Annotated in this window: 19 protein-coding genes and 1 tRNA gene; 13 read left to right on the forward strand and 7 right to left on the reverse strand. The window is 67.5% G+C overall.

Going from position 1 to position 25,599, the window contains the following annotated elements:
- Positions 1 to 54 precede the first annotated feature (54 nt).
- Positions 55 to 1,005: an IS481-like element IS481 family transposase gene (locus BN118_RS02370; RefSeq protein WP_005015810.1), complete on the forward strand. Its 951-nt coding sequence runs from the start codon at positions 55 to 57 to the stop codon at positions 1,003 to 1,005.
- A 54-nt stretch (positions 1,006 to 1,059) separates the two neighbouring features.
- Positions 1,060 to 2,541: an NAD-dependent succinate-semialdehyde dehydrogenase gene (locus BN118_RS02375; protein ID WP_010929993.1), complete on the forward strand. Its 1,482-nt coding sequence runs from the start codon at positions 1,060 to 1,062 to the stop codon at positions 2,539 to 2,541.
- A 15-nt stretch (positions 2,542 to 2,556) separates the two neighbouring features.
- On the opposite strand, the gene cyaC is transcribed toward BN118_RS02375, so the two are convergent.
- Together cyaC and BN118_RS20055 are read right to left on the reverse strand one after the other, a co-directional pair.
- The gene (cyaC, locus tag BN118_RS02380; RefSeq protein ID WP_010929994.1) at positions 2,557 to 3,114 is read right to left on the reverse strand and encodes a cyclolysin-activating lysine-acyltransferase; all 558 of its coding nucleotides are present in this window, start codon (positions 3,112 to 3,114) and stop codon (positions 2,557 to 2,559) included.
- 69 nt (positions 3,115 to 3,183) lie between these two features.
- Positions 3,184 to 3,492 carry a hypothetical protein gene (locus tag BN118_RS20055; RefSeq protein WP_153302771.1) on the reverse strand — a complete coding sequence of 103 codons (309 nt, stop codon included), beginning with the start codon at positions 3,490 to 3,492 and terminating at the stop codon, positions 3,184 to 3,186.
- 100 nt (positions 3,493 to 3,592) lie between these two features.
- Here BN118_RS20055 and cyaA point away from each other — a divergent pair, with 100 nt between their 5' ends.
- From cyaA to BN118_RS02435, 10 genes are all read left to right on the forward strand, one after another.
- Positions 3,593 to 8,713, forward strand: a complete 5,121-nt coding sequence (gene cyaA, locus BN118_RS02390; RefSeq protein ID WP_010929995.1) for a bifunctional adenylate cyclase toxin/hemolysin CyaA — start codon at positions 3,593 to 3,595, stop codon at positions 8,711 to 8,713.
- A gap of 77 nt (positions 8,714 to 8,790) precedes the next feature.
- The gene (cyaB, locus tag BN118_RS02395) at positions 8,791 to 10,929 is read left to right on the forward strand and encodes a cyclolysin T1SS permease/ATPase CyaB (protein ID WP_041166126.1); all 2,139 of its coding nucleotides are present in this window, start codon (positions 8,791 to 8,793) and stop codon (positions 10,927 to 10,929) included.
- Positions 10,926 to 12,248 carry a cyclolysin T1SS periplasmic adaptor subunit CyaD gene (gene cyaD / locus BN118_RS02400; RefSeq protein WP_010929997.1) on the forward strand — a complete coding sequence of 441 codons (1,323 nt, stop codon included), beginning with the start codon at positions 10,926 to 10,928 and terminating at the stop codon, positions 12,246 to 12,248. Before cyaB ends, cyaD begins: the two co-directional genes overlap by 4 nt.
- Position 12,249: 1 nt before the next feature.
- Positions 12,250 to 13,674, forward strand: coding sequence for a cyclolysin secretion protein CyaE (cyaE, locus tag BN118_RS02405; protein WP_010929998.1), 1,425 nt, complete (start codon positions 12,250 to 12,252; stop codon positions 13,672 to 13,674).
- A gap of 90 nt (positions 13,675 to 13,764) precedes the next feature.
- Complete coding sequence (locus tag BN118_RS02410; protein WP_010929999.1) at positions 13,765 to 14,673, forward strand: LysR family transcriptional regulator; 909 nt, start codon at positions 13,765 to 13,767, stop codon at positions 14,671 to 14,673.
- A 98-nt stretch (positions 14,674 to 14,771) separates the two neighbouring features.
- Entirely contained in the window at positions 14,772 to 15,722 is a 951-nt protein-coding gene (locus BN118_RS02415; protein ID WP_005013747.1) for an IS481-like element IS481 family transposase, read from the forward strand.
- A gap of 162 nt (positions 15,723 to 15,884) precedes the next feature.
- Positions 15,885 to 15,959: transfer RNA gene (locus tag BN118_RS02420), tRNA-Arg, on the forward strand.
- Between the two features lie 313 nt (positions 15,960 to 16,272).
- A complete protein-coding gene (locus BN118_RS02425) occupies positions 16,273 to 16,722 on the forward strand; it encodes a cupredoxin domain-containing protein (RefSeq protein ID WP_041166127.1) in 450 nt (149 codons plus the stop codon).
- Between the two features lie 42 nt (positions 16,723 to 16,764).
- On the forward strand, positions 16,765 to 18,540 hold the full coding sequence (locus BN118_RS02430) for a copper resistance system multicopper oxidase (protein WP_010931403.1): 1,776 nt from the start codon (positions 16,765 to 16,767) through the stop codon (positions 18,538 to 18,540).
- A 7-nt stretch (positions 18,541 to 18,547) separates the two neighbouring features.
- On the forward strand, positions 18,548 to 19,414 hold the full coding sequence (locus BN118_RS02435) for a copper resistance protein B (RefSeq protein WP_010931404.1): 867 nt from the start codon (positions 18,548 to 18,550) through the stop codon (positions 19,412 to 19,414).
- A 6-nt stretch (positions 19,415 to 19,420) separates the two neighbouring features.
- Here the strand turns inward: BN118_RS02435 and BN118_RS02440 are convergent, their stop codons facing one another.
- Genes BN118_RS02440 through BN118_RS02450 form a run of 3 tightly spaced genes read right to left on the reverse strand, consistent with a single transcriptional unit; the run spans position 19,421 to position 22,123 of the window.
- Complete coding sequence (locus tag BN118_RS02440; RefSeq protein WP_019249391.1) at positions 19,421 to 20,155, reverse strand: enoyl-CoA hydratase/isomerase family protein; 735 nt, start codon at positions 20,153 to 20,155, stop codon at positions 19,421 to 19,423.
- On the reverse strand, positions 20,152 to 21,312 hold the full coding sequence (locus tag BN118_RS02445) for a CaiB/BaiF CoA transferase family protein (RefSeq protein WP_014905481.1): 1,161 nt from the start codon (positions 21,310 to 21,312) through the stop codon (positions 20,152 to 20,154). Before BN118_RS02445 ends, BN118_RS02440 begins: the two co-directional genes overlap by 4 nt.
- Positions 21,313 to 21,328: 16 nt before the next feature.
- A complete protein-coding gene (locus BN118_RS02450; RefSeq protein WP_010931406.1) occupies positions 21,329 to 22,123 on the reverse strand; it encodes an IclR family transcriptional regulator in 795 nt (264 codons plus the stop codon).
- 289 nt (positions 22,124 to 22,412) lie between these two features.
- Between BN118_RS02450 and BN118_RS02455 the strand changes: the two genes are divergently transcribed.
- A complete protein-coding gene (locus BN118_RS02455) occupies positions 22,413 to 23,003 on the forward strand; it encodes a cysteine dioxygenase family protein (RefSeq protein WP_003815296.1) in 591 nt (196 codons plus the stop codon).
- 33 nt (positions 23,004 to 23,036) lie between these two features.
- Here the strand turns inward: BN118_RS02455 and BN118_RS02460 are convergent, their stop codons facing one another.
- Complete coding sequence (locus tag BN118_RS02460) at positions 23,037 to 24,365, reverse strand: amidase (protein WP_014905482.1); 1,329 nt, start codon at positions 24,363 to 24,365, stop codon at positions 23,037 to 23,039.
- A gap of 74 nt (positions 24,366 to 24,439) precedes the next feature.
- Positions 24,440 to 25,585 carry an ABC transporter substrate-binding protein gene (locus BN118_RS02465; RefSeq protein WP_010931408.1) on the reverse strand — a complete coding sequence of 382 codons (1,146 nt, stop codon included), beginning with the start codon at positions 25,583 to 25,585 and terminating at the stop codon, positions 24,440 to 24,442.
- Positions 25,586 to 25,599 lie beyond the last annotated feature (14 nt).

Raw genomic sequence — 25,599 nt, forward strand, 5'->3', positions numbered from 1 at the left:
ATTTGAGAAACTGGAAATCGCCGACCCCCCAGTTCACTCAAGGAGCCCGGCCGGATGAACACCCATAAGCATGCCCGATTGACCTTCCTACGTCGACTCGAAATGGTCCAGCAATTGATCGCCCATCAAGTTTGTGTGCCTGAAGCGGCCCGCGCCTATGGGGTCACCGCGCCGACTGTGCGCAAATGGCTGGGCCGCTTCCTGGCTCAGGGCCAGGCGGGCTTGGCCGATGCGTCCTCGCGCCCGACGGTCTCGCCCCGAGCGATTGCGCCGGCCAAGGCGCTGGCTATCGTGGAGCTGCGCCGCAAGCGGCTGACCCAAGCGCGCATCGCCCAGGCGCTGGGCGTGTCAGCCAGCACCGTCAGCCGCGTCCTGGCCCGCGCCGGTCTGTCGCACCTGGCCGACCTGGAGCCGGCCGAGCCGGTGGTGCGCTACGAGCATCAGGCCCCCGGCGATCTGCTGCACATCGACATCAAGAAGCTGGGACGTATCCAGCGCCCTGGCCACCGGGTCACGGGCAACCGACGCGATACCGTTGAGGGGGCCGGCTGGGACTTCGTCTTCGTGGCCATCGATGACCACGCCCGCGTGGCCTTCACCGACATCCACCCCGACGAGCGCTTCCCCAGCGCCGTCCAGTTCCTCAAGGACGCAGTGGCCTACTACCAGCGCCTGGGCGTGACCATCCAGCGCTTGCTCACCGACAATGGCTCGGCCTTTCGCAGCCGCGCCTTCGCCGCGCTGTGCCATGAGCTGGGCATCAAGCACCGCTTTACCCGACCTTACCGCCCACAGACCAATGGCAAGGCCGAACGCTTCATCCAGTCGGCCTTGCGTGAGTGGGCTTACGCTCACACCTACCAGAACTCCCAACACCGAGCCGATGCCATGAAATCCTGGCTACACCACTACAACTGGCATCGACCCCACCAAGGCATCGGGCGCGCTGTACCCATCTCCAGACTCAACCTGGACGAATACAACCTATTGACAGTTCACATCTAGGCAAACCGGTGCCGCGGTCCGCGGCGCCGTCTCCACATTGCAAAGGAAGACCTCATGTCCTTATCCGTCGGCAACGCCGCGCTGCTGCCTGGCCGCAACCTGATTGGATCGGAATGGCGCGAAGCGGCGCTGGGCGCGCGCTTCGCGGTTGCGGATCCCGCCACCGGCAAGGTGATCGCGCATGTGCCCGACAGCGGCGCGCGCGATGCGGGCGCGGCCGTCACGGCGGCGCACCAGGCCTTCGCGGACTGGCGCCGGACCCCCGCCAAGGTCCGCGCGCAGATCATCAAGCGCTGGAATGCCCTGTTGCACGAGAACGCCGAAGACCTGGCCCGTCTGATTTCCTCGGAGCAGGGCAAGCCGCTGGCCGAGGCTCGCGGCGAGGTGAGCTATGCGGCCAGTTATGTCGAGTGGTTCGCCGAAGAGGCCACGCGCGCCGACGGCGACCTCATCCCCAGCCCGGCGCAAGGGCGGCGCATGTTCGCGCTGCGCGAGCCGGTCGGCGTGGTGGCGGCGATCACGCCGTGGAACTTCCCGGCGGCCATGATCGCCCGCAAGATCGCCCCGGCCCTGGCGGCCGGGTGCACGGTCGTGTGCAAGCCGGCCGAGGACACGCCGCTGACGTCGCTGGCGCTGACGGCCCTGGCGCAGCAGGCGGGGGTGCCGCCCGGCGTGCTCAACATCGTGACCGCCTCGCGGGGCCGCGCCGCCGAAGTCGCCGACGCCTGGCTGGACGACCCGCGCGTGCGCAAGATCACCTTTACCGGCTCCACCCCCGTGGGCAAGCATCTGGCCAGGCGCAGCGCCGACACCTTGAAGCGGGTCTCGCTGGAGCTGGGCGGCAATGCGCCTTTCATTGTGTTCGACGACGCCGACCTGGACGCCGCGGTCGAGGGCCTGATGGTGTCCAAGTTCCGCAATGGCGGCCAGACCTGCGTCTGTCCCAACCGCATCTTCGTGCAGGCCGGCGTGCACGACGCGTTCGTCCGCAAGCTGGCGGCGCGGGTGGAGGGGCTGGTCGTCGGGCCGGCCAGCGACCCGGCTTCGCAGATCGGGCCGATGATCAACGCGCGCGCCGTCGAGAAGATCGAGCATCACGTCGCCGACGCCCTGGAGCGCGGCGCTCGCCTGGCAGTGGGCGGCAAGCGCATCCACTCGGCCCGTTGCGCCGGCGACCACTATTACGCGCCGACCGTGCTGACGGGGGTGGACGAGACCATGGCGTGCTTTCGCGAGGAAACCTTCGGGCCGGTTGCGCCGATCACGGTCTTCGCCAGCGAGGCCGAGGTGGTGGCGGCGGCCAATGCGACCGCGTTCGGCCTGGCCGCCTACTTCTACTCGACCGACGTGCGGCGCATCTGGCGCCTGGCCGACGCGCTGGAGACCGGCATCGTCGGCGTCAACGAGGGCGCGCTGGCCGCCGAGGCGGCCCCGTTCGGCGGCGTCAAGGACTCGGGTTACGGCCGCGAAGGATCGCGCCATGGCCTGGCCGAGTACATGCAGATCAAGTACGTCTGCCAGGGCCAGCTGGACTGAGGGCGCGTCGCGCGATCAGGCGGTGCCCCGGCCTCGCGGCGCGTATCCGCCGTTGCTCGCGCGCAGTCCTGCGATCAGTTCGGCATGGTAGCGGTCCAGCTGCGCGCGAGCGGCGGCCGCGTCCAGCGCGCGGCCTCGGTACTCCTTGACGCGCGCGGTGTCGCCGCCGCGCCGAACGCGCAGCGAACGGCCCACGCTGTCGGGGTGCCGTTCGGCCAGCGCGCGGCGCAGCGCACGATTGTCGTCGCGCGAGAATGGCGCGATCCAGTCGATGATCCACAGTCGGTCGCCGCAGTTCCAGGCATTCCCGCCCAGCGACGAGGGCGCCATGACATAGGAGAGTTCGGTGTCGGCGTCCATTAGGGCCCAGCTGCAGTATGCAACCGGCACGTCATTGCATCGCAGCAGAATGTATTGGCCCAGTTGAATCGGCGCGAGCGTGTTGCGTGCGAGCAGATGCACCGGCCAGTCGCGGTGCATGGGAGAGTTCATCCACAGCCAGGCAATATTGCCCAGTGCCGCGAAGTCGTCGGTGGGATTGAGGAGGGAGGGCGCTTGGGCGGACGGAAGCATGACATCGGTGCATGGTGGAGCGGGGGGCATATTCCGTGTTGGGTGCGCGCATGGCAAGCCGCCGGCGCATCATGGTTGCGCCGGAATGGCTTTTCTTACATGTTTCCAGGATATGTCCGTATTTCGGGCGATGCCTCGGTCGCGGCGCCTGCTTTTGTCGAACATGTGCAATGTTGTTGTCGCGATCGCGTTGGCGCTTGCTCGCTTATTTATCTCCCTTGAAGCCTTGTTCTTCTTTTCATTAGAAAGAAATATGCGCTTTGTGTTTAGGATGATTTTCCTGTCCGAGTAGGGTGGATCCAAATTTTCCGGATTGGTGGGAATTTGTGCATTTTCATTGCGAATGTTGGAATAATTTCGCCCATCGTCATACGACATGCTGGATGTTTGGTTCTTGCAGAAGGATGAGGTTCTGAGCGCTACACACCGGTTGCGTCGGTGCGAATCCGTTCAATCGACTACTTATCGACAGATCCACATGCAGCAATCGCATCAGGCTGGTTACGCAAACGCCGCCGACCGGGAGTCTGGCATCCCCGCAGCCGTACTCGATGGCATCAAGGCCGTGGCGAAGGAAAAAAACGCCACATTGATGTTCCGCCTGGTCAACCCCCATTCCACCAGCCTGATTGCCGAAGGGGTGGCCACCAAAGGATTGGGCGTGCACGCCAAGTCGTCCGATTGGGGGTTGCAGGCGGGCTACATTCCCGTCAACCCGAATCTTTCCAAACTGTTCGGCCGTGCGCCCGAGGTGATCGCGCGGGCCGACAACGACGTCAACAGCAGCCTGGCGCATGGCCATACCGCGGTCGACCTGACGCTGTCGAAAGAGCGGCTTGACTATCTGCGGCAAGCGGGCCTGGTCACCGGCATGGCCGATGGCGTGGTCGCGAGCAACCACGCAGGCTACGAGCAGTTCGAGTTTCGCGTGAAGGAAACCTCGGACGGGCGCTATGCCGTGCAGTATCGCCGCAAGGGCGGCGACGATTTCGAGGCGGTCAAGGTGATCGGCAATGCCGCCGGTATTCCACTGACGGCGGATATCGACATGTTCGCCATTATGCCGCATCTGTCCAACTTCCGCGACTCGGCGCGCAGTTCGGTGACCAGCGGCGATTCGGTGACCGATTACCTGGCGCGCACGCGGCGGGCCGCCAGCGAGGCCACGGGCGGCCTGGATCGCGAACGCATCGACTTGTTGTGGAAAATCGCTCGCGCCGGCGCCCGTTCCGCAGTGGGCACCGAGGCGCGTCGCCAGTTCCGCTACGACGGCGACATGAATATCGGCGTGATCACCGATTTCGAGCTGGAAGTGCGCAATGCGCTGAACAGGCGGGCGCACGCCGTCGGCGCGCAGGACGTGGTCCAGCATGGCACTGAGCAGAACAATCCTTTCCCGGAGGCAGATGAGAAGATTTTCGTCGTATCGGCCACCGGTGAAAGCCAGATGCTCACGCGCGGGCAACTGAAGGAATACATTGGCCAGCAGCGCGGCGAGGGCTATGTCTTCTACGAGAACCGTGCATACGGCGTGGCGGGGAAAAGCCTGTTCGACGATGGGCTGGGAGCCGCGCCCGGCGTGCCGAGCGGACGTTCGAAGTTCTCGCCGGATGTACTGGAAACGGTGCCGGCGTCACCCGGATTGCGGCGGCCGTCGCTGGGCGCAGTGGAACGCCAGGATTCCGGCTATGACAGCCTTGATGGGGTGGGATCGCGATCGTTCTCGTTGGGCGAGGTGTCCGACATGGCCGCCGTGGAAGCGGCGGAACTGGAAATGACCCGGCAAGTCTTGCACGCCGGGGCGCGGCAGGACGATGCCGAGCCGGGCGTGAGCGGTGCGTCGGCGCACTGGGGGCAGCGGGCGCTGCAGGGCGCCCAGGCGGTGGCGGCGGCGCAGCGGCTGGTTCATGCCATTGCCCTGATGACGCAATTCGGCCGGGCCGGTTCCACCAACACGCCGCAGGAAGCGGCCTCGTTGTCGGCGGCCGTGTTCGGCTTGGGCGAGGCCAGCAGCGCCGTGGCCGAAACCGTGAGCGGTTTTTTCCGCGGGTCTTCGCGCTGGGCCGGCGGTTTCGGCGTGGCTGGCGGCGCGATGGCGCTGGGAGGCGGCATCGCCGCGGCCGTTGGCGCCGGGATGTCGTTGACCGATGACGCGCCGGCCGGACAGAAGGCCGCCGCCGGCGCCGAGATCGCGCTGCAGTTGACAGGTGGAACGGTCGAGCTGGCTTCTTCCATCGCGTTGGCGCTGGCCGCGGCGCGCGGCGTGACCAGCGGCTTGCAGGTGGCCGGGGCGTCGGCCGGGGCGGCTGCCGGCGCATTGGCCGCGGCGCTCAGTCCCATGGAGATCTACGGCCTGGTGCAGCAATCGCACTATGCGGATCAGCTGGACAAGCTGGCGCAGGAATCGAGCGCATACGGTTACGAGGGCGACGCCTTGCTGGCCCAGCTGTATCGCGACAAGACGGCCGCCGAGGGCGCCGTCGCCGGCGTCTCCGCCGTCCTGAGCACGGTGGGGGCGGCGGTGTCGATCGCCGCGGCGGCCAGCGTGGTAGGGGCCCCGGTGGCGGTGGTCACTTCCTTGCTGACCGGGGCTCTCAACGGCATCCTGCGCGGCGTGCAGCAGCCCATCATCGAAAAGCTGGCCAACGATTACGCTCGCAAGATCGACGAGCTGGGCGGGCCGCAAGCGTACTTCGAGAAAAACCTGCAGGCGCGTCACGAACAACTGGCCAATTCGGACGGCCTACGGAAAATGCTGGCCGACCTGCAGGCCGGTTGGAACGCCAGCAGCGTGATCGGGGTGCAGACGACAGAGATCTCCAAGTCGGCGCTCGAACTGGCCGCCATTACCGGCAACGCGGACAACCTGAAATCCGTCGACGTGTTCGTGGACCGCTTCGTCCAGGGCGAGCGGGTGGCCGGCCAGCCGGTGGTCCTCGACGTCGCCGCCGGCGGCATCGATATCGCCAGCCGCAAGGGCGAGCGGCCGGCGCTGACGTTCATCACGCCGCTGGCCGCGCCAGGAGAAGAGCAGCGCCGGCGCACGAAAACGGGCAAGAGCGAATTCACCACATTCGTCGAGATCGTGGGCAAGCAGGACCGCTGGCGCATCCGGGACGGCGCGGCCGACACCACCATCGATCTGGCCAAGGTGGTGTCGCAACTGGTCGACGCCAATGGCGTGCTCAAGCACAGCATCAAACTGGATGTGATCGGCGGAGATGGCGATGACGTCGTGCTTGCCAATGCTTCGCGCATCCATTATGACGGCGGCGCGGGCACCAACACGGTCAGCTATGCCGCCCTGGGTCGACAGGATTCCATTACCGTGTCCGCCGACGGGGAACGTTTCAACGTGCGCAAGCAGTTGAACAACGCCAACGTGTATCGCGAAGGCGTGGCTACCCAGACAACCGCCTACGGCAAGCGCACGGAGAATGTCCAATACCGCCATGTCGAGCTGGCCCGTGTCGGGCAACTGGTGGAGGTCGACACGCTCGAGCATGTGCAGCACATCATCGGCGGGGCCGGCAACGATTCGATCACCGGCAATGCGCACGACAACTTCCTAGCCGGCGGGTCGGGCGACGACAGGCTGGATGGCGGCGCCGGCAACGACACCCTGGTTGGCGGCGAGGGCCAAAACACGGTCATCGGCGGCGCCGGCGACGACGTATTCCTGCAGGACCTGGGGGTATGGAGCAACCAGCTCGATGGCGGCGCGGGCGTCGATACCGTGAAGTACAACGTGCACCAGCCTTCCGAGGAGCGCCTCGAACGCATGGGCGACACGGGCATCCATGCCGATCTTCAAAAGGGCACGGTCGAGAAGTGGCCGGCCCTGAACCTGTTCAGCGTCGACCATGTCAAGAATATCGAGAATCTGCACGGCTCCCGCCTAAACGACCGCATCGCCGGCGACGACCAGGACAACGAGCTCTGGGGCCACGATGGCAACGACACGATACGCGGCCGGGGCGGCGACGACATCCTGCGCGGCGGCCTGGGCCTGGACACGCTGTATGGCGAGGACGGCAACGACATCTTCCTGCAGGACGACGAGACCGTCAGCGATGACATCGACGGCGGCGCGGGGCTGGACACCGTCGACTACTCCGCCATGATCCATCCAGGCAGGATCGTTGCGCCGCATGAATACGGCTTCGGGATCGAGGCGGACCTGTCCAGGGAATGGGTGCGCAAGGCGTCCGCGCTGGGCGTGGACTATTACGATAATGTCCGCAATGTCGAAAACGTCATCGGTACGAGCATGAAGGATGTGCTCATCGGCGACGCGCAAGCCAATACCCTGATGGGCCAGGGCGGCGACGATACCGTGCGCGGCGGCGACGGCGATGATCTGCTGTTCGGCGGCGACGGCAACGACATGCTGTATGGCGACGCCGGCAACGACACCCTCTACGGGGGGCTGGGCGACGATACCCTTGAAGGCGGCGCGGGCAACGATTGGTTCGGCCAGACGCAGGCGCGCGAGCATGACGTGCTGCGCGGCGGAGATGGGGTGGATACCGTCGATTACAGCCAGACCGGCGCGCATGCCGGCATTGCCGCGGGTCGCATCGGGCTGGGCATCCTGGCTGACCTGGGCGCCGGCCGCGTCGACAAGCTGGGCGAGGCCGGCAGCAGCGCCTACGATACGGTTTCCGGTATCGAGAACGTGGTGGGCACGGAACTGGCCGACCGCATCACGGGCGATGCGCAGGCCAACGTGCTGCGCGGCGCGGGTGGCGCCGACGTGCTTGCGGGCGGCGAGGGCGACGATGTGCTGCTGGGCGGCGACGGCGACGACCAGCTGTCGGGCGACGCCGGACGCGATCGCTTGTACGGCGAAGCCGGTGACGACTGGTTCTTCCAGGATGCCGCCAATGCCGGCAATCTGCTCGACGGCGGCGACGGCCGCGATACCGTGGATTTCAGCGGCCCGGGCCGGGGCCTCGACGCCGGCGCAAAGGGCGTATTCCTGAGCTTGGGCAAGGGGTTCGCCAGCCTGATGGACGAACCCGAAACCAGCAACGTGTTGCGCAATATCGAGAACGCCGTGGGCAGCGCGCGTGATGACGTGCTGATCGGCGACGCAGGCGCCAACGTCCTCAATGGCCTGGCGGGCAACGACGTGCTGTCCGGCGGCGCTGGCGACGATGTGCTGCTGGGCGACGAGGGCTCGGACCTGCTCAGCGGCGATGCGGGCAACGACGATCTGTTCGGCGGGCAGGGCGATGATACTTATCTGTTCGGGGTCGGGTACGGGCACGACACGATCTACGAATCGGGCGGCGGCCATGACACCATCCGCATCAACGCGGGGGCGGACCAGCTGTGGTTCGCGCGCCAGGGCAACGACCTGGAGATCCGCATTCTCGGCACCGACGATGCACTTACCGTGCACGACTGGTATCGCGACGCCGATCACCGGGTGGAAATCATCCATGCCGCCAACCAGGCGGTAGACCAGGCAGGCATCGAAAAGCTGGTCGAGGCAATGGCGCAGTATCCGGACCCCGGCGCGGCGGCGGCTGCCCCGCCGGCGGCGCGCGTGCCGGACACGCTGATGCAGTCCCTGGCTGTCAACTGGCGCTGAAGCGCCGTGAATCACGGCCCGCCTGCCTCGCGCGGCGGCGCCGTCTCTTTGCGTTCTTCTCCGAGGTATTTCCCATCATGACGTCGCCCGTGGCGCAATGCGCCAGCGTGCCCGATTCCGGGTTGCTCTGCCTGGTCATGCTGGCTCGCTATCACGGATTGGCAGCCGATCCCGAGCAGTTGCGGCATGAGTTCGCCGAGCAGGCATTCTGTAGCGAAACGATACAGCTGGCGGCGCGCCGGGTCGGCCTGAAAGTGCGGCGGCACCGACCCGCGCCGGCGCGGCTGCCACGCGCGCCGCTGCCGGCCATCGCGCTGGACCGGCAGGGCGGCTACTTTGTTCTTGCCCGCTTCGAGCCCGGCGCGGACCAGGCCGTACTCATCCAGCGTCCGGGCCAGGCGCCCGCGCGCCTGGGGCAGGCCGAGTTCGAGGCGCTGTGGGCGGGGGAGCTGCTGCTTTGTGCTTGCGCGGCCAGCCCGACGCAGGCCCTGGCGCGCTTTGACTTCAGCTGGTTCATTCCGGCGCTGGTCAAGCATCGCCATCTCATCGGTGAGGTGCTGCTGATCTCGTTGGTGCTGCAGTTCATTTCCCTGTTGACGCCCTTGTTCTTCCAGGTGGTCATGGACAAAGTGCTGGTCAACAACGCCATGGAAACGCTCAATGTCATCGCAGTGGGGTTCCTGGCGGCCATCCTGTTCGAGGCCCTGTTGACCGGCATCCGTACTTACCTGTTTGCGCATACCAGCAGCAAGCTGGATGTGGAGCTGGGTGCGCGCCTTTACGCGCATCTGCTGCGCTTGCCGCTGGCGTACTTCCAGGCGCGCCGGGTGGGCGACTCGGTGGCCCGCGTGCGCGAACTGGAGCATATCCGCGCCTTTCTTACCGGCAATGCCGTGACGGTGCTGCTCGATGTGGTGTTTTCCGTGGTGTTCATCGCCGTCATGTTCTTCTACAGCGTGAAGCTGACGCTGGTCGTGCTGGCGGCGTTGCCTTGCTATTTTCTTCTGTCGCTGGTGCTGACGCCGGTGCTGCGCCGCCGCCTGGATGTCAAGTTCAACCGTGGCGCCGAGAACCAGGCCTTTCTGGTGGAGACCGTCAGCGGCATCGACACCGTCAAGTCGCTGGCGGTCGAGCCGCAGTGGCAGCGCAACTGGGACCGGCAGCTGGCCGGTTACGTCGCGGCCGGCCTGTCGGTGGCCAACGTCGCCATGCTGGCCAACACCGGGGTGACGCTGATCAGCCGGCTGGTTGCGCTGGGAGTCCTGTGGGTGGGCGCCACCGAGGTGGTCGCGCAGCGCATGACCGTGGGTGAGCTGGTGGCCTTCAACATGCTGTCCGGCCATGTGACGCAACCCGTGATCCGGTTGGCGCAGCTGTGGAACGATTTCCAGCAGACCGGCGTTTCGATGCAGCGTCTGGGCGACATCCTGAACTGCCGTACCGAGGTGGCCGGCGACAAGGCACAATTGCCGGCGCTGCGCGGTTCCATCGAGCTGGACCGGGTATCGTTTCGCTATCGGCCGGACGCCGCCGATGCGCTGCGCAATGTCAGCCTGCGCATTGCGCCGGGCGAGGTGGTGGGTGTGGTAGGGCGTTCCGGGTCGGGCAAGAGTACGCTGACTCGGCTGATACAGCGCATGTTCGTCGCCGACCGCGGCCGGGTGCTGATCGACGGCCATGACATCGGCATCGTGGACAGCGCTTCGCTGCGGCGCCAGCTGGGCGTTGTGCTGCAGGAAAGCACGCTGTTCAACCGCAGCGTACGCGACAACATTGCGCTGACCCGCCCCGGCGCGAGCATGCACGAAGTGGTGGCGGCGGCGCGGCTGGCGGGAGCGCACGAGTTCATCTGCCAGTTGCCTGAAGGCTACGACACCATGCTGGGCGAGAACGGCGTGGGATTGTCGGGCGGTCAGCGCCAGCGCATCGGCATCGCCCGCGCGCTGATCCATCGCCCGCGCGTGCTGATCCTGGACGAGGCCACCAGCGCGCTGGACTACGAGTCGGAGCACATCATCCAGCGCAACATGCGCGATATCTGCGACGGCCGCACTGTGATCATCATCGCCCACCGGCTCTCCGCCGTGCGCTGCGCCGATCGCATCGTCGTGATGGAGGGCGGCGAGGTGGCCGAGTGCGGCAGCCACGAAACGCTGCTGGCCGCCGGCGGCCTGTACGCGCGCTTGCAGGCGCTGCAGGCAGGGGAGGCGGGATGAGACGCGCACTGCGCGAACTCGCGGCCCGCCACGGCCGGGTGCTGGCGGCCAGCTGGCGTCAGCGCCATCGACGCCCGGCGGGCTGGTTCGATCCGGTGGAGACCGAGTTCCTCCCTTCCGCGTTGTCGCTGCAGGAGCGTCCGATATCGCCCACGGCCCGTTGGCTGGCGCGCATACTGATGGCGCTGGCGGCGGGCGCGCTGGTCTGGTCGGTAGTGGGCAAGACCGAGATCGTCGTGCATGCGGCGGGCAAGGTGGTGCCGGTGGGCCAGAGCAAGATCATCGCGGCGTCCGAAACCGGTCGCGTCGCGCGCGTGCTGGTCGCCGACAATAGCCGCGTGGCCGCCGGCGACGTGCTGCTGCGGCTCGACGCGGGCGTGACGGAGGCGGAAGAACGCAAATGGCGTGTCCAGGCTGCGCAGGCGCGCCAGGACGAGGCCCGCTCCCGCGCCATGATCAGGGCGCTGGATACCGGGCGCGCGCCGGTATTGGCCGAGCTGCCGGCCGATCCCGGCATGATGGCGGCCCAGTCATACTTGGACAGCCAGTATGCCGACTATCAGGCGCAATTGCGCTCCATCGAGGCGGCAATCGCCACCTATCGGCGCGAGCTTGGGCTGGTGACGCAGATCGCCCATGCTCATCGTGGCCTGCGGCGCGACGGCGACGTATCGCAGCAGGCCTACCTGGAAAAAGAGCAGGCGCGCATGACCCTGGAAGGCCGGTTGCGCCAGAGCGAGGCGCAGCGCGCCGCGCTGCAGACCCAGACGCGACGCCAGGCGTTCGAGACGCTGGTCCTGGCGCGCAAGCTGGCTGCGCAGGCCGAGCAGGAGATCGCGCGCACGAGTGCCCAGCGCAGCCGGTTGGTGCTGACCGCGCCTGTCGATGGCGTCGTGCAGCAGCTGGTTGCGCTGACCGAGGGAACGGCGGTGGCCGCGACCCAGCCCTTGATGATGGTGGTGCCCAGCGGCGCCGGCATCCAGGTCCAGGCTCAGCTCGACAGCAAGGACATCGGCTTTGTCAGGGCGGGCGCGCCAGCTACCGTCAAGGTCGGCGCCTACGACTATACGAAGTACGGAACGCTCGAAGGCAAGGTGTTGTATGTGTCTCCGGATACGGTGGTCGACGACCGCCAACAGCACTCGTACCGCGTGACGATCGCGCTGGCGCACCCTGCCCTGGAGGTGGACGGCAAGCCGCGGCTGCTCAAGGAAGGCATGGCGGTGCAGGCCGATATCCGGACCGGCTCGCGGCGCCTCATCGAGTATCTGCTCAGCCCGGTGGCGCGGCATGCCGGCGAAAGCCTGGGGGAGCGCTAGCATGGCCGCGGTGCAAGTCAGGCGACGCGGCCGGGCCCTGGCGTTGGCGCTGTGGGCCGGGTTCGCGCTGAGCGTGGGAGGCGGGGTGCGGGCGCGCGATGGCCTGGCAACGCCGCCCGCGTTCGAGGGCCAGGCGGCGCCTGCCGTCTCGTGGCCTTGTCCGCCGCCGGCGGATCGGCTCGACGACCTGGCCTTGCTCGAGGCGATCGACCTGGCGCTGTGCCACAGCCCGGCCTTGCGCCAGGGTTGGGCGCGGATCAAGGCGCGGTCGGCCGAGGTCGGGCTGGCGCGTGCGCCCTATTATCCCAGCGTCGCGTTGAGCGCCGGGCGTTCGGCGCAGCGGCGCAGCACGGGGTTGGGCGAGGACGGGGTTCGCAACAATGTGATGGCGGTAACGCTGGCCTGGCGCCTGTTCGACTCGGGCGCCCGTTCGGCCGCCCTGCGGGCGGCACAGGCGCAACTGGACGAGGCCGCGCAGGCCTATGGCGCGGTGCTGCAGGACAAGCTGGCCGAAGTGGTCGGCGCCTATTACGAGGCGGCCACGGCGCGGCAGGCGCTGCATACTGCGGTGGAAGACACGGAGATCGCCCGGCGTTCGGCCAGCATCGCGGCGCGCCGCGCGCGCGCAGGCCTGGACAGCCACGGCGATGTGCTGCATGCGCAGGCTGCCCTGGAGCGCGCGCGCCTGGCGCAGGCGCAGGCCGAAGGCGCGCAGGCACGCGCGCTGGCCGGCCTGGCGCAGGTCCTGGGCGTCGATCCGGCCACGCCGATCGTCCTGGCGCCGGGTCCGCTGGCGCCGCAACGGATCGAAGATCGGGAGCTGGCCCAATGGCTGCGGGACGCCCGGCAGCGTCATCCCGCGATCAAGGCAGCGCAGGCGGGCCTGGCAGCGGCCACCGCCCAGGTCGATGTGGCGCGGGCCACGGATATGCCGACGGTGGATCTTTCGCTGGGCCATTATCGCAACAGTAGCGAGAACGTCTCGGTGTTCGCCGGTTCGTCGCGCAGCGTGTCCGCCAGTCTGAACCTGCGGATTCCGCTGTTCGACGGATTCGCCCGGAGACATCGGATCCAGGGCGCGCGCGCCGAAGTGCAGCGCCAGGAGGCTCTGCTCGACCAGGCCCGCCTGGCGACCGGCGCGGCCGTGGCGCGCGCCTATGCCGATCTGCGGGCTGCGCGCGCCAGCCATGAGGCCAGCTTGCGCTGGCTGAAGGCCGCGCGAGCCGCTTACGAGTCGGACCTGCGCCGCTACGAGGCGGGGGTGGGCGGCGTCGCGGAGCTGCTGCGCGCGCAATCCGACTGGCTGTCGGCCCGGCAGCGCCACGTGCTGTATGCCGCCCAGCTGCGCACCCGCGCGCTGGCCCTGCTGGCCGCGGCGGGAGAGCTGGGCCGTTCGACGATCGACGGCGATCCGCCTAAGGAGTAACCCTGCAAATCGCCGCGTTATGCAGATTTCGCATAACCGGCCAGGCACCCATCCCTATACTGCCCTGCATTCGGCGCTTCCGATTACGCGGTGATGGTGATGGATCTACGTTGGTTCCAGGATTTTCTGACCCTGGCCGAATGCGGCCAGTTCACGACGGCTGCCGAGCTGCGCCATGTGTCGCAGTCGGCCTTCAGCCGGCGCATCCAGTCGCTGGAGACCTGGGTCGGCACGCCTCTGATCGACCGGGGCTGCTTCCCGACACGCCTGACGGCGGCGGGCGAGCAGTTCCGCTCGGCCGCCGCCGAGATCGTACGCAAGGTGATCGACGCGCGCGGCGAAGCGGGCGCGACCGGGCACGACAGCATGGTGTTGCGCGTGGCCATGCCGCATTGCCTGGCGACCTCGCGCTTTCCCGCCTGGTGCGCGCGCTGGCAGCAGGTTGGCGGCGCGGCGTCGCTGCGCCTGCACGTGGGCAATGTGCATGACTCGGTCGAATGGCTGGCCGCCGGCGTGGTGGACCTGCTGGTGTGCTTTCGCCATGCCGTGGAGGACATCCAGCTCGATGCGCAGAGTTATATGCGGGCAGGCGTCGAGGCCGATGTCTTGCGCCTGTATCGCCCGGCGGGCATGGCGCTGGACGAGGCCGAGCTGGCGTGCGAGGCGCCGCAGGCGCGCTATCCCTATGTGTCGTATGCGCAGGGCGCCTATTTCCGGCGCCTGATCGAGCTGTCGTGCGGGCCGCTGCTGCAGCGCGCCGTCCTGCAGCGGGTGTGCGAGACCGATTTCGTCGACGGCGCGCGCGACCTGGTGCGCGCCGGCGTGGGGCTGGCGTGGCTGCCCGATTCCAGCGCCCGCGCGGCCGTGGAGCACGGCGAGATCGTCGCGGTGGCGGACCGGCGTTGCGCCATTCCGATGGAAATCTGTATGTACGCGCGACGCCACGGGCCGGCGCAGGAAGCCGTGGAGCGCGTGTTCGACCAGTTCGGGCGCGGCTAGCTGTGAAGATTCAATAGGTTGTATGCATGGTTCATCCGAACCGGATTTGAGAAACTGGAAATCGCCACCCCCCCAGTTCACTCAAGGAGCCCGGCCGGATGAACACCCATAAGCATGCCCGATTGACCTTCCTACGTCGACTCGAAATGGTCCAGCAATTGATCGCCCATCAAGTTTGTGTGCCTGAAGCGGCCCGCGCCTATGGGGTCACCGCGCCGACTGTGCGCAAATGGCTGGGCCGCTTCCTGGCTCAGGGCCAGGCGGGCTTGGCCGATGCGTCCTCGCGCCCGACGGTCTCGCCCCGAGCGATTGCGCCGGCCAAGGCGCTGGCTATCGTGGAGCTGCGCCGCAAGCGGCTGACCCAAGCGCGCATCGCCCAGGCGCTGGGCGTGTCAGCCAGCACCGTCAGCCGCGTCCTGGCCCGCGCCGGTCTGTCGCACCTGGCCGACCTGGAGCCGGCCGAGCCGGTGGTGCGCTACGAGCATCAGGCCCCCGGCGATCTGCTGCACATCGACATCAAGAAGCTGGGACGTATCCAGCGCCCTGGCCACCGGGTCACGGGCAACCGACGCGATACCGTTGAGGGGGCCGGCTGGGACTTCGTCTTCGTGGCCATCGATGACCACGCCCGCGTGGCCTTCACCGACATCCACCCCGACGAGCGCTTCCCCAGCGCCGTCCAGTTCCTCAAGGACGCAGTGGCCTACTACCAGCGCCTGGGCGTGACCATCCAGCGCTTGCTCACCGACAATGGCTCGGCCTTTCGCAGCCGCGCCTTCGCCGCGCTGTGCCATGAGCTGGGCATCAAGCACCGCTTTACCCGACCTTACCGCCCACAGACCAATGGCAAGGCCGAACGCTTCATCCAGTCGGCCTTGCGTGAGTGGGCTTACGCTCACACCTACCAGAACTCCCAACACCGAGCCGATGCCATGAAATCCTGGCTACACCACTACAACTGGCATCGACCCCACCAAGGCATCGGGCGCGCTGTACCCATCTCCAGACTCAACCTGGACGAATACAACCTATTGACAGTTCACACCTAGAAGGCGGCAAGAGACAATCCAATCACTACAGAGCAAGGCGCACCGAAGCCGGGCTCCCCGCATGCAAACGCTAGATTATATAACGCTCATGCGATGAGAGAATTGTCGCTGCCCGCACGGGGCGTGCGCGAATCGCAAAGTTCGGTACAATGTCGCCTCTTCGCGCCCGTAGTTCAATGGATAGAATGAGAGTTTCCGAAGCTCTTGATACAGGTTCGATTCCTGTCGGGCGCGCCAGTTTCCCAAGGCCCTAGCGGCCATCGCGGCGCCACGGTCCGCAGCAGGCGGACGGCGTGGCGCAACGCGCAAGCGTCGCGCCACCGCGCCGCGTCCGCACCGCAATCCCAGAAGAGTCACTTCCGGCCATTCGTCCGGACCGCACTGCCCATGCGCCGTGGCGGCGTCGGCCGGCGTGCGCCTTGCTCCCCGGTTGCCGCGCTGGATGCGCGCGGCGCCTACATGACAGAAAAGTAATGTTCCCGACAGCTTGCGGACGGTCGCGGCTCACTACAGTGGCCGCTTGACCCAGTCTGACCAGCGAGGATCGAACATGAGAGCAAGGGTGTACGCAGTGCGCATGGCCGCGGCCGCGTGCGGGATTTCGTTCGGCGCGGCCGCCTCCGGCGCCACCGCGATCGGCAAGCCCGGCGTGGCGTCCAAGGCCAGCCGGACGGTCAATGTCGACATGACCGACGCCATGCGTTTCACGCCCGACCAGATCGAGGTCAAGGCTGGCGAGACCGTGCGCTTCAAGGTGACCAATTCCGGCAAGATCCGCCACGAGATGGTGCTGGGTACCGATGCCGACCTGGGCGCGCATTACCAGATGATGCTCAAGGATCCTGGCATGCGCCACGAGGAGCCCAATTCGGTGTCGCTCGATGCCGGCAAGAGCGGCGAGATCGTCTGGCAGTTCGACAAGGCGGGGCGCGTGGCTTTCGGCTGCCTCGAACCCGGGCACTATCCGGCCGGCATGAAGGGCGCGGTTTCCGTCAAGTAACCACGAGCCGGGGCGCCGCGGCGTTCCCGGGGAGAAGCACGAATGAGCAGAGCAGTTTCGAATCAGCGCCGCCGCTTCGTCCAGGGCCTGGCGGGCGGAGGCGTGCTGGCGGGCCTGGGGCTGTGGCGCCAGGCCGCCTGGGCCCAGCCCGGCGCGGCGCAGCCCGAAGTGTTGTCGGGCACCGAGTTCAACCTGGAGATCGGCCGCACGCCGGCCAACTTCACCGGCGCGGCGCGCATGGCCACGACGGTCAACGGCAGCATCCCGGCGCCCATCCTGCGCTGGCGCGAGGGCGATACGGTGACGCTGCGCGTGACCAATCGGCTGGACGAAGACACGTCGATCCACTGGCATGGCATCCTGCTGCCGACCGGGATGGACGGCGTGCCCGGCCTGAGCTTTCCGGGCATCCGCCCGGGCGAGACCTTCACCTACCGCTTCCAGGTACGGCAAAGCGGCACGTACTGGTATCACAGCCACTCGGGGTTCCAGGAACAGACGGGCCTGTACGGCGCCATCGTCATCGAGCCCAGGCGCGCCGATCCGGTGCGAGCCGAGCGCGACCACGTGGTGCTGTTGTCCGACTGGACCGATGAAGACCCCATGAGCGTGTTCCGCAAGCTCAAGGTCATGCCCGATTACTACAACTACATCCAGCCCACCGTCGACAACCTGATCGACGATGCGCGCAAGCAGGGCTGGGCAAGCACGTTGGGCGAGCGCCTGATGTGGCAGCAGATGCGCATGAACCAGACCGACCTGGCGGACGTCTCGGGCGCGACCTATACCTATCTGGCCAACGGCAAGTCGCCGGCCGGCAACTGGACCGGGCTGTTCAAGCCGGGCGAGCGGGTGCGGCTGCGCTTCATCAACGGTTCGGCCATGACGTACTTCGATGTGCGCATTCCCGGCCTGAAGATGACGGTCGTGGCGGCGGACGGGCTGCCGGTGAGGCCGGTGGAGGTCGACGAGTTCCGCATCGCCGTGGCCGAGACCTACGACGTGATCGTCGAGCCGGCCGAGGATCGCGCCTATACGATCTTCTCGCAGGCGATGGACCGCTCGGGCTACGCGCGCGCCACGCTGGCGCCGCGCGAGGGCATGCAGGCCGAAGTGCCGGCGCTCGATCCGGTGCAGGTGCTCACGATGATGGACATGGGCATGGCGCACGACATGCCCGGCATGGACCACGGCGCGGCGGGGCAGCAGGGCGCGGCCATGGACCACGGCGCCATGGGCGGGATGGACCATGCCGCCATGGGGCATGGCTCGAGCGAGGCGAGCGGGGGCATGGTGGAAGTCAGGCACCCCTATCCCGCCGAGCACGGCCCGGCCAATTCCATGCTGCCCGATATCGTGACCACGCGGCTGGACGATCCGGGCGTCGGTCTGCGCGACAACGGACGCAAGGTCCTGACTTACGCCGACCTGCGCTCCATGGTCGAACCCGAGGACAACCGCGCGCCGACCCGCGAGATCGAGTTGCACCTGACGGGCAATATGGATCGCTACATGTGGTCGTTCAATGGCCTGAAGTTTTCGCAGGCCAAGCCCATCGTGCTGAAGTACGGCGAGCGCGTGCGCTTCGTGCTGGTCAACGACACCATGATGACCTACCCCATCCACTTACATGGGTTATGGAGCGATCTCGAGTCGCCCGACGGCAACTTCCAGGTGCGCAAGCACACGATCAGCCTGAATCCGGCCCAGCGGATCAGCTACCGCGTGAGCGCGGACGCCAGGGGGAACTGGGCCTACCACTGCCATCTGCTGTATCACATGGAAGCGGGCATGTTCCGCGCCGTCGTCGTGGAGTGAACGGAACATGCCGAATTTCAGTATCGACAGGAAGCGATTGGCCGGCATGGCGGCCAGCCTGGGCCTGGCCGCCGCGGCCGCGGCCGCGAGCGCTTGGGCGCAGGCGCCGGCGATGGACCATGGCTCCATGCCGGGCATGGATCACGGCGCCGCGCCTGCGCCGGCGATCGGCGCCTTGCCGAGCAGCGATGGCGCGGGTGATCAGTCGTACGCAGCCTACGGCATCCATTCGCACATGATGGACGACATGGTGACCAGCCAGCTGCTGTTCGACAAGCTGGGCATGACCTATGACCGCGACCGTCGCACGGGCCTGCAATGGGATGGCCAGTTCTGGGTCGGGCGCGACCTGGACAAGCTGTGGATCAAGAGCGAGGGCGAGCGCGTCGGCGGCCGCTCCGACGGCAAGGTGGAAGCCTTCTGGAATCGCACGATCTCGCCGTTCTGGGATCTGCAGGTGGGCGCGCGGCGCGATTTCGGCACCGGACCCAAGCGCAACTGGGGCGCCATCGGCCTGCAGGGCGTGGCGCCGTACAACATCGAGACCGAGGTGACGGCCTACGTGGGCGGCTCGGGGCGGACCGCGCTGGCGCTGAAAGCCGAGTACGACCTGCTGCTGACCCAGCGGCTCGTCCTGACGCCGGAGATCGAGGCCAGCGTGTACGGCAAGGACGACAAGGCGCGCGGCATCGGCGCCGGCCTGTCCGACGCGTCGTTCTCGCTGCGCCTGCGCTACGAGATCACGCGCGAAGTGGCGCCCTATGTCGGCGTTTCGTTCGGCCGCAAGTTCGGCAAGACCGCCAGCTATGCCAGCGAGGAGGGCGAGAGCCGCTCGGAGCGGGCCATCATGGCGGGCGTGCGGATCTGGTTCTAGGCGGGCCTACTGGGCCAGATAGTCGCGGATGCGCGCCTTGAACCCCGGCTGCGCGGCCGAGCGGGCCAGCGCGGCCAGGTCGGCGTCGTCGTGGTCGTCCCGCAGTACCCGGTGCAGCGTGGCGCGGGTGGCCGGATCGAGCGCGGTGGCCGCTTCGGCGGCCGCGTCGATCAGCGCGGGCCACTGCGCCTGGGCGGCGCAGTCGCGCACGAAGCCGATGCGCCGCGCTTCGTCGGCGTCGAATGCACGGGCGCTGCCCAGGATGGAGAGGGCCTGGTCAGCGCCGACGATATCGCGAAAGCGGCGTGTGCCCAGCACCAGGCCGAACTTCAGCCCGGGCATGCGAAAGCCGGCCTCCGGGGTGCAATAACGCCACTTGCAGGCCGCGAACAGATCCACGCCCGCGCCGAAGTTGCGGCCGTGCGCCAGCGCCAGCGTCAGGCTGGGAGAGCCGGCCACGCGCTGCAGCAGCATTTCGATGCGCACCATGCGCAGCAACAGATCGCCTTCGCTTTGCGTCTCGTAGTCGGTGAAGTCGAATCCGGCGCTGAAGTTCCTGCCAGCGCCGGCGAACACCAGCAGCGGCACCTGTTCGCGGTGGGCGGCATCCACGCCGTCGATGAGCGCCTCGACCAGTTCGGCCGACAGCGCGTTGCGTTTTTCGGGGCGGGACAGCGTGAAGGTCCAGGCTGCCGGTTGCCGCGTGATGGTAAGGGGAAGGGAGGCGGACATGGCGCTCAACCCGCCGGCCGGGCCGCCAGGGCCGACAGGATCTCGTCGTTGTGCTCGCCCAGGGCGGGCGGGCGGCGCATGACGCCGGCCGTGCGCGCGTCAAAACGCACCGGCGAGACGAACGTCCGGGTGCGCACGCCGTTGGGCAATTCGAGGTCCTGCACCCAATCCATGTGTTCGACCGGCGGGTCGGCCAGCACTTCGGAGTAGTCGTTGATGGGCGCGCACGGCACGCCGGCCTGGCGGAAGCGCTCCAGCCAGGCATGGGAGTCGTGTTCGGCGAAGATGGCCTCCAGGATGTCGCGCAGGGCGACCTGGTGTTCGGCGCGGTCGGTGGGATTGGCAAAGCGCGGGTCGGCGTGGAGGTCGTCGCGCTCGACGACCTTGCAGACCGCTTTCCATAGCGAGTTGTTGCCGGCGGCCATGCCGAAGTAGCCGTTCTTGCAGCGGAATACCTGGTACGGCGCGTTGCGGGGGTGCGCCGAGCCCAGCTTGACCGGGTCCACGCCGGTACCGAAGTACTGGGAGGTCTGCAGGGCGGCGATGCCCAGCGTGGCTCCGAGCATGGAGACGTCGATGTGCGTGCCCTGGCCGTCGGCCTGCACGCGGCGCAGGGCGGCGGCGATGGCGAAGGCGGCATACAGGCCGGCGGTGAAGTCGTAGACGGGCACGCCGCATTTCACGGGGGCGCCGCCTTCTTCGCCGGTGACGCTCATCAGCCCGCTCATGGCCTGCAGCGTCAGGTCGAAGCCGCCTTCCTGGCTGCGCGGGCCGCTTTGGCCGTACGCCGATACCGAACAATAGACCAGGCGCGGGTTGCGCGCGCGCATGGCCTGCTGCCCCAGCCCCAGGCGGTCCATGACGCCGGGGCGGTTGTTTTCGATCAGTACGTCGGCGCCGGCGATCAGCTCGATGGCTGCGTCGCGCTCGGCCTCGTTCTTCAGGTTCAGGGTGACCGAGCGCTTGTTGCGGTTCAGGGAGGCGAAGTTCTCGCTGTAGCCATCGGTGATGGGCGCCCAGCTGCGCAAGGTGTCGCCTGTGCCGGGCGGCTCGATCTTGACGACGTCGGCGCCCATGTCGGCCAGCAGCATGCCGCAGAACGGGCCGGCGGCCACGTTGCAGATTTCGATGACGCGTACGCCTGCGAGGGTGGATTCCTGGTTCATTTTTTCTCCTGGTGCTTCAGGCGGCGCCGCCGAAATAGCCGCCGCGATAACCCATGTGCGCCGACAACTGCCGCGCCGCCTGTTGCACCAGCGGCGCGTATTCACGCATTTTCTGGTTTGTCAGCCGTTCGAGCGGGCCGGAGATGCCCAGCGCCGCCACGGCCTTGTCCAGCCCGTTGAAAATCGGCGCGGCAATGCCGCCGATGCCCTGGCGCCACTCGCCGCGGTTGATGGCGTAGCCGATGCGGTTGACGTCGGCCAGCTCCTGCTTGAGGGCGAGCAACGACACGTGCGTGTCTTCGGTGTGCCGCTTGATGGCGGCGCCATAGTGGTCGAGGTAGTCGGCCGTCTGGCAAGCCAGCAGGGCCTTGCCGGTGGCCACCGCGTAGGCCGGCGCCCGGCCGCCCACGGTCGAATAGGCCAGCAGGGGCTGCGGGCTGTCCAGCTTGTCGACATAGACCACGTCCAGCCCGTCGAGCACGGACAGGTGCACGGTTTCGTTGGTCAGCCTGGCCAGTTCGTCCATGAACGGCGGGGCCAGTTTGCGGGCGTCCAGGCTGGCCAGCTGGCGCGCGCCCAGCTCGAACAGCTTCAGCGTGCACTGGTACGAGCCCGTGGCGGGGTCGCGCCGGACATAGCCGGCGTGGGCCAGCGTCTGCAGGGTGCGATGCGTATTGCTGCGGGTGAGGCCGATTTCCTCGGCGATCTGGTCCAGCGTGGGCGTGGCGCCGTCGAGCCGGCTGATGGCTTCGAGGACCGTGAGGCCCTTGAGCAGGGTTTTGTCCATATGTCGTATGCCTTTGCAGCGCAAGCGCCGGCCTGGCGCTCATGCGTATGCCAGGGTGGTCGCGCACAGAATACAGATAGCGGATTCATAAATCAAATAATGAAATGGTAATCCCAAGTATTAGGAAGTTATCGAATCCACCCTCGGGCCTGGAAATACGCTTGATATTGGCCATATTGATTGACGGCCATCCAGGCTGTTCTTTATTATTTTCCACATATATAGAGTTCATATCCTATATTTTGATATTTTCCGGGCATGATGACGCCGCATGGGCGATGTGCTCGAATGAAGGGACCGACAGGAGGGGATCATGTCCGAGAGATTGCTCAATACCGTGGTGGCGCTGGGCCAGCTGGTCGAACGCACCGGCCTGCAGGAGGCCGCCATCCTGGCGCAGGCGCGGCAGCTGATCGCCGGCCTGGTGGCCCATGACGACTGGCTGCCCGACGAAATGGCGCAGCCGCATCCCGAGTACTACCGGCAGTATCTGCTGTACGGCGACCCGCGCGACCGCTACTCGCTGGTCAGTTTCGTGTGGGGGCCGGGCCAGAAGACGCCGGTGCACGACCACACGGTATGGGGCGTCATCGGCATGCTGCGAGGCGCCGAGACCGACCAGCCGTTCCGGCGCGCCGCCGACGGCCGGCTGGCGCCGGAGGGCCCGGGCAAGGTGCTGCGCCCCGGCGACGTGGCCTGTGTGTCGCCGTCGATCGGCGATATCCACCAGGTCAGCAATGCCTACGACGACCGGGTGTCGATCAGCATCCACTTGTACGGCGGCAATATCGGCCGCATACGGCGCAGCGTCTACGACCCGCAAACCGGGGCGAGCAAGGCGTTCGTGTCGGGCTATTCGAACGCCATGACGCCCAATCTCTGGGCCGCGCCCAACGCCGGCTGAAGCACGGCGGCGCGGGCTGGCGGCCGCCGCGCTTCAGGCGGCGTCTTCGAGCGCCTGGCCGAACTGGTACAGCACGGCCTCGTCCAGATGCCGGCCGATCAACTGCATGCTGATGGGCAGCCCCTGGCTGTCGGCGCCGAACGGCACCGACAGGCTGGGGTGGCCGGACAGATTGGTCGGCGCGGTCAGGCGGGTCAACAGCCAGGTGGTGGAGTACTCCTGGCCATCGAGCGCGGTGGTGCGCTGGTCGCGCAGCGGGGCGGTGAGGCCGCAGGTGGGGCATAGCAGCACATCGACCTGTGCCAGCGCCTCGTCGAAGGCCCGGCGCGCCACGGTGCGCATCGCCATGGCCTGCAGGTAATCGACCGCCAGCACGTCGGCGCCGGTCAGCAGGCGCGCGCGCACTTCGTCCTGGTACGGCGCATTGGTCGTCAGCGCCCGCAGGTGGCGCGCATAGGCTTCGGTCTTGAGCACCAGTTGCTGGGCTTCGTAGATGGCCTGCACCTGGGCGATTTCGATGGGCACCACCTGCGCGCCCGCCTGGCGGAAGGCTTCCTGCGCCTGTTCCAGCGCCTGGCGCACCGGCGCATCCAGATAGTCGAGGTAGAAACCGGTGGCCAGGCCCACGGTGCGGCCACGCACGGATTGGCCGGCCAGGCGCGCGTAGCTGTGCGCCGGCTGGCCGGCGAGCGCGTCCAGCAGCACGGCGTTGTCGCGTACGGTGGCGCTCATCGGGCCGACGTGATCGAGCGTCTGGCTCAAGTCGAAGGCGCCGGCGCGCGGCAGCAGGTCATAGGTGGGCTTGAGGCCCACCACGCCGCACAGCGCGGCGGGCAGGCGGATGGAGGCGCTGGTGTCGGTGCCCAGCGCGGCGGCGCACAGCCCGGCGCCCAGCGCCGCGGCCGAGCCGCTGCTGGAGCCGCCCGTCATGCGGGCCGGGTCGCGCGGGTTGCATGCCGCGCCGAAGTACGAGCGATCGCCGGTGGGACCGTAGGCGAACTCGTGGGTGTTGGTCTTGCCCACGATGATGGCGCCCTCGGCGCGCAGCCGGGCGACGACCTGCGCGTCGCGTTCGGCGCTCGCCTGGTTCGCGTACTGCTGCGAGCCCATGGTGGTGCGCATGCCGGCGACGTCGATCAAGTCCTTGACGGCCACGGGGATGCCATGCAGCGCGCCCGCCGGGGCGCCGCCGGCGAAGGCGGCGTCGGCGTCGACGGCCTGCCGCATGACGGTTTCAGGGTCGACGCTGATGAAACTGTTCAGCGGCGAGGCGGCTATCCGGTCCAGCAGGTCGCGCAGGGTGGCGGAAGGGGTGGTCTGGCGCGTGCGGTAGGCAGACGCGAGGGCAGCAATGGTCAGCATTTTGATGAAAGACGGGTAAGGCGCAAGGCAAGGCGCGGACAGCGTCCGCCGGCGAGGCCGGCGGACGCCGCGGTTTACTGCAGCGGTTCGATCTTGCCGTTGTTGAAGCGGGCCAGGCGGATCGAGCCGTCGTTCTGGTTCTTCTTGTCGAAGCGCACCGGCCCCAGCAGGGTCTCGAAGCCCTGCAGCTGGGCCAGCCCGGCCTGGATCTGCTCGGGCTTGGTGCCGCCGCCCTTGCGCGCGGCTTCCACCACGGTGTAGACGGCTTCGTATGAACCGGCGTCGAACGCGCCGGGCAGGCTGTTGTAGCGTGCCTGGTAGGCGGTCTCGAACTGCTTGGAGCGCGCGTCGCTCAGGCCCGGCAGCCAGGTGGTGGGGAACACGGCGCCCTCGGCCGCGGCGCCAGCCAGCTCCTGGAACTTGGGCACGCCCTGGCCCTCGTTGACGATGAGCTGCGTCTTCAGCCCCAGTTCGCGGATCTGGCGCGCGATGATCGAGCCTTCCGTGTAGTAGCCGTGCACGAACAGCACGTCGGGCGCGCGGTCGCGGATGTTGGTCAACTGGGCCTTGAAGTCGGTCTCGCCGCGGTTGTATTCCTCGTAGGCCACGACTTCGGCGCCCAGTTCCCGGGCGCGGTCGGCGGCCGCCTTGGTGGGCGGCTTGCCGTAGTCGGAATTCTCGGCCAGGAAGGCCACCTTGCGCGCGTTCTTGTTCTGCACATAGTGCTCGATCGCCTTGGTATCGAGCTGGTTGTCGGTAATCTTGATGCGCCAGGTGTACTGGAAGCCCTGCTCGGTGATGATGGGCGAGCCGGCCATGCCATTGACCAGCGGCACCTTGTATTTCTCGTTTTCCTTCGAGAAGGCGATGGTGACCAGGCTGGCGGCCGAGCCGACGATGGCGTCGACCTTGCGCTGGGTGATCAGCTTCTTGGCGGCGTTGATGCTGGTGGCCGGGTCGCTCTTGTCGTCTTCGCCGTGCACTTCGAGCGGTACGCCGTTGAAGCCGCCGGCCTTGTTGATTTCCTCGACGGCCAGGCGGGTGCCCTTGTTGTGGGCGTCGCCGTACGAGGCGGCCGGGCCGGTCACGGATTCGATGATGCCGATGCGCAGCGGCGTGGCGCCGGCCGCGGCCTGTTCTTCCTTCTGGCCGCAACCGGCCAGGGCGACGGTCGCCGCGATCGACGCGACGGCCAGGGTGCGGGGAGCGAATGCAATCATGATGTCTCTCTAGT

Origin of the sequence: Bordetella pertussis 18323 (assembly GCF_000306945.1) — a bacterium.
Classification (GTDB): domain Bacteria; phylum Pseudomonadota; class Gammaproteobacteria; order Burkholderiales; family Burkholderiaceae_B; genus Bordetella; species Bordetella pertussis.

What these genes read in the sequence shown, in the direction of transcription:
- BN118_RS02370 (WP_005015810.1), top strand. Translation starts at nt 55, where the DNA reads ATGAACACCCATAAGCATGCCCGATTGACCTTCCTACGTCGACTCGAA.
- BN118_RS02375 (WP_010929993.1), top strand. Translation starts at nt 1,060, where the DNA reads ATGTCCTTATCCGTCGGCAACGCCGCGCTGCTGCCTGGCCGCAACCTG.
- cyaC (WP_010929994.1), bottom strand. Translation starts at nt 3,114, where the DNA reads ATGCTTCCGTCCGCCCAAGCGCCCTCCCTCCTCAATCCCACCGACGAC.
- BN118_RS20055 (WP_153302771.1), bottom strand. Translation starts at nt 3,492, where the DNA reads ATGTCGTATGACGATGGGCGAAATTATTCCAACATTCGCAATGAAAAT.
- cyaA (WP_010929995.1), top strand. Translation starts at nt 3,593, where the DNA reads ATGCAGCAATCGCATCAGGCTGGTTACGCAAACGCCGCCGACCGGGAG.
- cyaB (WP_041166126.1), top strand. Translation starts at nt 8,791, where the DNA reads ATGACGTCGCCCGTGGCGCAATGCGCCAGCGTGCCCGATTCCGGGTTG.
- cyaD (WP_010929997.1), top strand. Translation starts at nt 10,926, where the DNA reads ATGAGACGCGCACTGCGCGAACTCGCGGCCCGCCACGGCCGGGTGCTG.
- cyaE (WP_010929998.1), top strand. Translation starts at nt 12,250, where the DNA reads ATGGCCGCGGTGCAAGTCAGGCGACGCGGCCGGGCCCTGGCGTTGGCG.
- BN118_RS02415 (WP_005013747.1), top strand. Translation starts at nt 14,772, where the DNA reads ATGAACACCCATAAGCATGCCCGATTGACCTTCCTACGTCGACTCGAA.
- BN118_RS02425 (WP_041166127.1), top strand. Translation starts at nt 16,273, where the DNA reads ATGAGAGCAAGGGTGTACGCAGTGCGCATGGCCGCGGCCGCGTGCGGG.
- BN118_RS02430 (WP_010931403.1), top strand. Translation starts at nt 16,765, where the DNA reads ATGAGCAGAGCAGTTTCGAATCAGCGCCGCCGCTTCGTCCAGGGCCTG.
- BN118_RS02435 (WP_010931404.1), top strand. Translation starts at nt 18,548, where the DNA reads ATGCCGAATTTCAGTATCGACAGGAAGCGATTGGCCGGCATGGCGGCC.
- BN118_RS02445 (WP_014905481.1), bottom strand. Translation starts at nt 21,312, where the DNA reads ATGAACCAGGAATCCACCCTCGCAGGCGTACGCGTCATCGAAATCTGC.
- BN118_RS02455 (WP_003815296.1), top strand. Translation starts at nt 22,413, where the DNA reads ATGTCCGAGAGATTGCTCAATACCGTGGTGGCGCTGGGCCAGCTGGTC.
- BN118_RS02460 (WP_014905482.1), bottom strand. Translation starts at nt 24,365, where the DNA reads ATGCTGACCATTGCTGCCCTCGCGTCTGCCTACCGCACGCGCCAGACC.
- BN118_RS02465 (WP_010931408.1), bottom strand. Translation starts at nt 25,585, where the DNA reads ATGATTGCATTCGCTCCCCGCACCCTGGCCGTCGCGTCGATCGCGGCG.